Consider the following 8,274-nt stretch of genomic DNA (forward strand, 5'->3'; position numbering starts at 1 on the left):
TGCGATCTGGACCATCGCAGGCCCATCATAGGACAGGAAAGCCTTTTTCTGATTCTCATGTCAGCGGTACGGTTTAACCGTCTACCGCACCACAGGCATAGCCTGTGGGTTTCTCACATGGCGCTAAAACTCTTTTCCAAAGTTTCTTTAAATCTGTTGCCTCCCCTCTTTTCCGCTAGTAGGTAGGCTTTGAAGTCTCTGGCTGGCAGAGACTTTGAGAAAAAGTATCCCTGGCAGCAGGTTGCGCCGAAAGAGCGAAGATATTCGTAGGTCTTCCGGTCTTCGATTCCCTCAAGGCAACTATGGAGACCTAGTCTGCGAGTGGCATCCACGATTGCGCCCACATACGCCTGATTAGCCTCCCGGCTGCGTATATCCGTGATGAAGGTTTTGTCCAGCTTAATCTCATCTATCGGGAGATTGAGTAAAACACCCAGGGAAGAGAAGCCGGTGCCTACATCGTCTAGGGAAATCTGAATACCAAACTTGTGAAAGAACTCGATTTGAGACTTCAGGTATTCCTCGTCCAGTTCACGGCAACGCTCCGTCAGCTCTAGACAAAGCTGTTGGGGCGGGAAACCGGTCTCACGCAGTACCTCCAGCACCATGGTGTTAAACCGTTCGTCCTCCAACTGCAAGACGGTGATATTGACCTTGATCACGAATTCAGGCACCACCGGCAGCATTTCCCGGGCATCTGTGAGGGCTTTCCGAAGGATCCACCAGCCCACCTGGAAGAAGCAAGGATCGTTTTCCAGCCAAGGTACAAACTGTCCCGGGGGCACCTTGCCGAATTCTTCGCTCCGCCACCGCAACAGAGCCTCTGCCCCGATGACCTCTCCGGTATCCATTTGGTGAACGGGTTGATACTCCAGACGAAAGCCCTTTCGTTCCGTCACCGCGTCCTGATAGATGGCGGTCAGCAATTTGAAGTCTACCTGGCTCTCACCTCGAGTTGGATCGCTGTAGAATGCGAGACGGCCATGGTCTTCTTGCTCGGAACGCTCCAACACACTGGTCAGGTTGTTCCGAACAGTGGCGACGCTGCCGGTATATTCTTCATCCACGGTAAAGGCTCCACCTGCCAGCCTTAAGGGAATGGTGATGGAATCCATGGTAATCTCGAAGCGGGCGGCATTTGTCAGGTTGCTATAGAGCCTGGAAACATCCTCCGCATCCATTCCCGGCAGGCAAAGAGTAAATCTGGTTTCTCCGATCCGGAAAACCCGTCCCTTTTGAGCAACGATCCTTCTTAGAATTACGGAAAACTGCCCCAGGATCTGATCGCCGGTTACGTGGCCATACAGTAGATTGATCCTGCTGAAGGAGCAGATCTTCACCGTCAGGAAGGATGCCCTGGTCTTCTCCTGCAACAGCTTTTCCATGTAGGGAACCAAGATACGCTCGTTGTGAAGCCCTGTAATGGGGTCGATGGTCTCTCCGATGCCGTGATTGACTAAGGTAGCAACAAACAGATCCGGTTCGCCGTTTTTGCCTTTCAGAATTCTACCCCGGCAGGTGCATACCACATACTCTCCCCGTTTGTTGCGAACACGGTATTCTATATTGTGTTCCTTTTTCTTCCCGCTGAAGACCGCGCCGATATCCGCACGATAGTCGGCGCGGTCATCTGGATGGATATACTTCATCCAAACGGTCGCGTTATCATAAATGAATTCGCCGGGCAGACCGAAATAATCCACCGCTGCCAAAGACCAGCGGGAAACGTTGGTAGCCAGATTAGCCATGAAAAGGTAGTTCCTCCCACCTGTTGCGGCAAAGGCATCGAAGATGCGGTCGGTCAAGCCGGCAACATTCATCTGCTGTCCGTCCTGTGACAGACGGGATTTTTCCCGCCTCATGTTCGTCTTGTTCTGATACATCAGATAATCGGCCGTCTGCAGCACATTGCGCAACGAGGCGTATTCCTCGCCAGATATGGCGTAGGCGATAGCAACGCTCATCTGGTAGGGTACCTTTTCGGACATGGCCTTGCAGTCCGCATTGACTAAATCGATCTCTTGCTGGATCTTCGCCTTATCCGTATTGCGATATATGGCTAGAAACTCATCGCCACCCATACGGTAGATGCTTTCTGCTCCCTGCAGATCCCGCATCAGAATCTGAGCGATGTCACCGATATAATCGTCGCCTTTCAGGTGGCCAAACTTATCGTTGACCTCCTTCAGGTCGTTGATATCGCAGAATACCATCCCGAATCGGATATCCCGGTTCTGAACGAACTCCTTCTCCATCTGCTGGATCTCGAGCTCATAACTGTTGCGGCTCTTTACGCCGGTGAGTGCGTCGATCAGCAGCTTCTGCCTAAACACATCAGCCGGATTTTCCAGGGAGAAGAAGAATGCCACCGTAACAACGGTTGCCGCGCCGCCTGTAATTAGTAGCTCGGGCACCACAATCTGGATGCACTCCGCCGCCACCATCACAGTAAGCATGGGAATTAAGGCCATTCGCACATGGGGCGCCAACTTTTTGAAATTCACGGTTAAGATCACGGCGCTGCCAGCTAAGAATATCATGCCAAGGCCATAACCTACAACGGCTGCCGGTCCCAGGCTATAATTGGTTCCGTTGCCTTGAAGATACTCAATGGGAAGCACCGGCAGGAGGATCAAATAAAGCCCCACCAGGGAAAGTCCCAGAATTCTGACCACCTTCTGAATTCGCTTCTCACTGTAAGACAGAGCGATCACATAGCAGAAGAACTCATGGGCAAACAGAATGGCGAACAAGTAAAACACCACATGGGCTATATAATTGACCCAGATGGGAACCTGGTCAAGATTATTCACCGTCAGCACGGTGATTATGTCAAACACAACATGGCCAATGGCAAAGAACAGCATCCTCTTAAAGCTGCCGTTGTCTTTTCCCATTTTATAATAGCGCGCGTTAATGCCGAGAAATATCAGAAGTATCAAGCAGACGATCTCAACTCGGACGATCAGCAATGGATACAAATGATTACCTCCTGACATATGTATAGTTTTGTCACAAACACTCTTCCCGTATCATAACCGTTTCAAGAATACGAGATGATATCTTTCACGACAGTTTTTCATTTTTAAGACGACCTGATAGAACGAGTCTTTGCTGGCAGCTAAGGACGGTAGTCTAGCAGGGTGATAAAATTCATGCATGTGTAATGCAGCGCGCATTCAACCAAAGGACGTGTCATGAAGTACAGCGAGTTGTTACAGAACGGTGCTACACCGACTGAAATACAGACGTTTCTCGCCGGAGGAGAGACGGTACCCGTAACCATGAGAATATCCGGTAACCTTCGGGACGCCGCCAAGGAGGCCGCGATTCTTAACGGAATGAACTTCACCTCTTTTGTGAAGCTCTGCATTATCGAGAAGCTAACACAATGAAGATAGAGACGAATACAACTACATAAACAATCTGCACGTCGATTATGCGTCACACATGATTCTCTCGACGAGCAGCTAAAGCGACCCATGAAGCCAACTTCCATGGTGACGGAGATAATCGTTGCTCATCTATTTAAGTTCTATGCGAAAAAGACCGGAAGCGAGTAGCACATGATCAAGAACGTAAGCGATCCCTCGATTGCGAGTATCCTTTCAACTGATGCGTTGAAGGTGTATACCATACCGCGTTATCAGCGCGAATACACGTGGGGACAGCGTGACTGGGCGAACCTCTACGATGATGTTTTTAATAATGACTCAGGATACTTCCTTGGATCCATTATCGTGATTCAGGGAGAAATTGATCCGAAGACTAACATTGTAGACTTCGAAGTCATCGACGGCCAACAGAGACTGACTACCATCAGCCTTCTTCTCGCCGCAATATACGCTCGCATCAACGAGCATGCCAACGCCATCGATGAAGACATGCAGCTCGACGACGTCCGACCACTGCGCAACAGACTCATTCTCAAATCTAACAAGGGAATGACGCGAGTCGTGCCGCAGGTGCAGAATCACAACCAAGATGACTATCGTTGGATTCTTAAGGAACACGCTGGTCTCGCGGTTGTGATGCAGCGCCCAAAATACCACGGTGTTCGAAAGATGTCGAAGTCCTTTGAGTATTTCTACGATAGGCTCGGTGAAGAAATTGCAGGTATGTGCGACGATAAAGCTGTACGCGTACTGCTTGACAAGAATAGGCTGCTCTGTTCCGCCGTACTCGTACAAATCAACGTAGACAGCCACGCTGACGCATATACACTTTTCGCGTCACTGAATAACCGAGGTGTTCCGCTTAGTGCCGTCGACCTGATCAAGAACACCCTGCTCGCCAAGGTAGCCGATGCAGATGGCGCCGAATTAGACTACTACTTTGAGCAGTGGCAAGAAGTACTCCGCAACCTTGGCGAGGACTATGCCACCCAAGAGCGTTTTTTTCGACAGAACTACGACGCTTTTCGGCGCGGCGCTAACAGACCCTTCGTGCAGGAGGGCGGTGCACAGCTGCCGCTCGGTTCGGTGGCCACACGCTCGAACCTGCTCAAGATTTACGAGAAGAGAATAGGTCAAGACCCCGGCGCACTCGGTGTCCTCGATGAACTCCTCTGTAACTCAGCAATATACTCACAGATTATTGGAGTAGAGCGTGAGGATATTGACGATGAGCTCGAACGGCAGTTTGTCGAAATCGGGCGTGCTCAAGGTGTACCTTCGTACCTGATGCTTCTCTACCTTATGAAGAGAGAAACGGAACTCGGCTTGGATAGCGGACTCATCGCCAGAATCGTAGCTCTACTCGTCAAATTCTTCGTACGGCGCAATGTGACCGACACACCACCAACCCGTGATCTGGAGCGCCTTTTCATCAGCATTTGCGAAGGCATTGAGGATGAGCAGCTGAAGGGTATAGATGTTGCCAGTTACATCAAGCGTAGGCTTGTCGATGTGTCGGCAAACGACATCACCTTCAAGGAATGTCTTGAGGGGTCAATATATGACGTGAACCCGGATATGACGCGCTACATCCTCGCCATACTCGCTGAGCCGAGTGTTACCAAGGAAATGAAGGGACTCTGGGAACGCTACCCATCGGGTAACTACGTATGGACGATTGAGCATGTATTCCCACAGGGCGAGAATATCCCAGCTAGCTGGGTGGAAATGATCGGCGGAGGCGATAAGTTAAGAGCTCAGGAGATTCAAGCTACACACGTTCATACCCTTGGTAATCTGACCATCACTGGTTACAACTCGAAGCTAAGCAACATGCCCTTCATGGAAAAGCGAGACCGCAAGGATTCAAACGGCGCAAATGTGGGCTACCGCAACGGACTAAATCTCAATGACGACCTCGTGAGTGTGGATAACTGGACGAAAGAGCAAATCGAGGCGAGGACTGAGAAGCTTGTGGTGCTCGCGCTGCGGGCATTCACATTTGGCGATATCGAGTTCTAGCGGGGTGTTGATGGTATGAACAACACTATCGCCACAGCTTTCTATATTGATGAAGACAGCCCGCTTGTACAGTACGAGATTACCTTTCAGGAGAAACAGAAATTCCTTATCTCTGGAATTGACGCCTACAGAAGCTCATCAAACATAGGTAATGTCTATGCAGACGTGACCGAAACCCTCAGAGATGATATTAAGTGGGAACCTCACGTTGATAAAGCTGACAAGATCGACTATATAGTCGCTGTAAGCAGCGGTGTTCTCGCCGGCCTCATCGATGTTTTCTATGTCGGTGATTTTTCCCTTGACCGCGCAAGTGAGTGGGGCACCCAGAAAGTCGAAAAACTTGTGATGAAGGTCGCTCGTGTGGAAGGCTATTCCGGCGACGATCTCAACAGCGCTATCAAAACCCTGGAGAAAAAGTATCCGTTCGCCGCAGATGGAAACACTAATGATTTCGGCGGTGGGCTGAACCATCACTTACGAGACTTTTCTCACCATTTCAGCATCGGAGGGCTATTCTTTTCGATCATTACGCAGTTCACTGGATTAGTTGTGGGAACTGACGAGACAGGTACTTTACGCGTGGTTCACGTACCCGAATCGCACAAGGCGTGCATCGGTAAAAACTTCCAGGAAAAGATTGCTTTCGGCACCATCGGCTGGTTTTTCCATATGGTAAGCGACATGGCAGGATCGAGTGGCTCGCTGATGGGTGGTACCGGCATCCCCGGACCCCTTGTCTCGTTCATGAAGGAACTATCGTCGCTGCCGTTCTTCAAAGATTCCACAGACGGCGATATGGGGTTCCGTCTGTGGGTGACTAAACTATTCAATGGTACCTTTTTTGCTGATCACGACGAGAACGGTAAGATTATCAAGAGCAGCATGAGGAAGTTCGACCTCCGTACTGAGATTGGTATACTCGGCGAAATCAGCAGGCAAACTATTCCGGTGCTCATCAACCAGTGCGTTGTGCGTGGATTCTACTTTTGTCGCAGACTGTCTCGTGAAATCAGGGAGCTTAAGATACGGGGAATTTCCGATCTCGGGCGCATCGCACCAGAGGATATTCTTCCCTGGAACACATCCGCCATGCGTCGTATGGTCACCGTATCAAGTGGTATCTTCACCGGCGTGGACATCGCAGACGCAGCGGTGAGAGCGATTAAGAGCGAGGATCCGGTTGCGTTTTTCCTACGTGTGAACTATGTCGGCGTTGCAACTTTCGTGATTGCATGCGTCGTTGATGCGAATGCCGCCCTTGAAGGCAAGAATCATACAGAGGATGAGACTCCTGAAGAGGCATTCGAGCATAGCCTCTCTAACCTCGGATGTCTCAAGTTGGACTTTATGCAGGCACGCTTGCTACATTCGATTGAACACGCCATTGTCGCCCATGACATTGCGACAGAGAAGCATCCTAAGCGAGCCAATAAGAAGCGCACTTGGCTCAAAGAGTGGGACGAGAGGGTCGTCGAGGCGATTGATCTTGTCTGGGCGGCTGACACCGGATACTTCCTAGATAACGCAGCAATATACGACTACATTGAGAAGCAGAGTAACAGTACTAGCGAATCATGGTTATATCTTATCGCCATGGAAGCCAAAAGATTTAGACCATACATCCCGCTGTATGGCGACAATGATGAGCTTTATAAGGGCCTCAAGTTGGGCAGCGATTATTTCAGTGATGTGTTCTGTGAGCAACAGACCATAGTGAATAAGAAGGTTCTTTCCAAGATTAATAAGGCTGTGATCAGTGCCAAAGACAGACTTGACAATGTTGTCACTAAACGTGTGGCAAGTGTTGCCGGTACCGTGGTTATCGTAGCTGCCACCGGAGGACTCGCATTCTATTTCGCTCCCGGCATAGCACCGACATTAGCTGCCGCATTCGGACTTGAAGCCACACTCTACGGAGCGGCACTCACAAGCGCGAGTTTAGCCTTCCTTGGTGGTGGTGCCATTGCTGCTGGTGGTTTTGGCATGGCAGGTGGCACCATGTTCATCGCAGGCGGCGGAGCACTACTCGGAGCCGTCGGCGGCTCGGGAGTCTCTGCAGTCACCTCGATGGCGCTTTCTACCGGTGAAAGCTACGTTCTTAACGAATGCGCCAAACTTGTAGCCTTCTGTGAAGAGATTCTCATTATGAGATACAGTGACCTTTCCTCTGTCAGAGAAATTCACTCTGTACTGAATCAGAGAATCATTGAGCTAGAAGCGGAAATCGAAGCGATAAAACGCGGCGTCCTTGATGAAGATATTCCTGATAACGATGATAACGATGATGAAAAATGCGAGATCAGCCCAAAAAGAATGATCAAAATCCTCAGTCGCAGTTGCAAATATATGAAACATAGTAGTGACGAACTCGCCAAAGCGCTGAACGAGACGAGAAAGAAGCCACCAGCGTCGATAGAGCTTTCCCAAGCTTCTTTCTAAACGGAAGAAGATAGACGCATAACTATCACGACAGGCTCTTTCAGTTCGCAGGCAACAGCAAACAACCCGAGGAGTGGAATGATGGATAGAGTCAGATTGTTGATCGAGCTTCTGAAAGTCAAGAAGATGATTACGCCTCTGGAACAAGATATTTTGGATACATGGAACGAGTTGAGCAAATGCCCATTCGACATGGAATCTGCCAAAAATCAGGCTTTCCGCAATGATACAAATTATCCTGATGTTTGCCTCTGTATTGCATCGCTGCCAACGACTGTCTCGAAGCCATATTACGTTATAACTGAAGATGATGTTAGATATAGCCTTACCAATCAGCTTGCCATGTTGGTAGAAAAGGAATGGAAAATACTGAACAGTAGCAAAAGAGACATTTGTTTGCCCAGCAAACAAGAAA

At 49.6% G+C, this 8,274-nt stretch carries 5 protein-coding genes; 4 read left to right on the plus strand and 1 reads right to left on the minus strand.

Features of this window, described 5'->3' with window-relative positions:
- Positions 1–113 precede the first annotated feature (113 nt).
- The gene (locus G7Y44_RS09960) at positions 114–2,981 is read right to left on the minus strand and encodes a bifunctional diguanylate cyclase/phosphodiesterase (RefSeq protein WP_165249587.1); all 2,868 of its coding nucleotides are present in this window, start codon (positions 2,979–2,981) and stop codon (positions 114–116) included.
- Positions 2,982–3,197: 216 nt separating this feature from the next.
- Here G7Y44_RS09960 and G7Y44_RS09965 point away from each other — a divergent pair, with 216 nt between their 5' ends.
- From G7Y44_RS09965 to G7Y44_RS10355, 4 genes are all read left to right on the plus strand, one after another.
- Positions 3,198–3,395, plus strand: a complete 198-nt coding sequence (locus tag G7Y44_RS09965; RefSeq protein WP_165249589.1) for a hypothetical protein — start codon at positions 3,198–3,200, stop codon at positions 3,393–3,395.
- 171 nt (positions 3,396–3,566) lie between these two features.
- Positions 3,567–5,417, plus strand: coding sequence for a DUF262 domain-containing protein (locus tag G7Y44_RS09970; RefSeq protein ID WP_165249591.1), 1,851 nt, complete (start codon positions 3,567–3,569; stop codon positions 5,415–5,417).
- A 15-nt stretch (positions 5,418–5,432) separates the two neighbouring features.
- Positions 5,433–7,859 (plus strand): hypothetical protein, encoded by a 2,427-nt coding sequence (locus G7Y44_RS09975; RefSeq protein ID WP_165249593.1) that lies wholly within the window; start codon positions 5,433–5,435, stop codon positions 7,857–7,859.
- 78 nt (positions 7,860–7,937) lie between these two features.
- On the plus strand, positions 7,938–8,274 hold a 337-nt coding region (locus G7Y44_RS10355; RefSeq protein WP_206214466.1), incomplete at its 3' end, for a hypothetical protein.

It is taken from the genome of Adlercreutzia sp. ZJ141, assembly GCF_011038965.1.
GTDB lineage: Bacteria > Actinomycetota > Coriobacteriia > Coriobacteriales > Eggerthellaceae > ZJ141.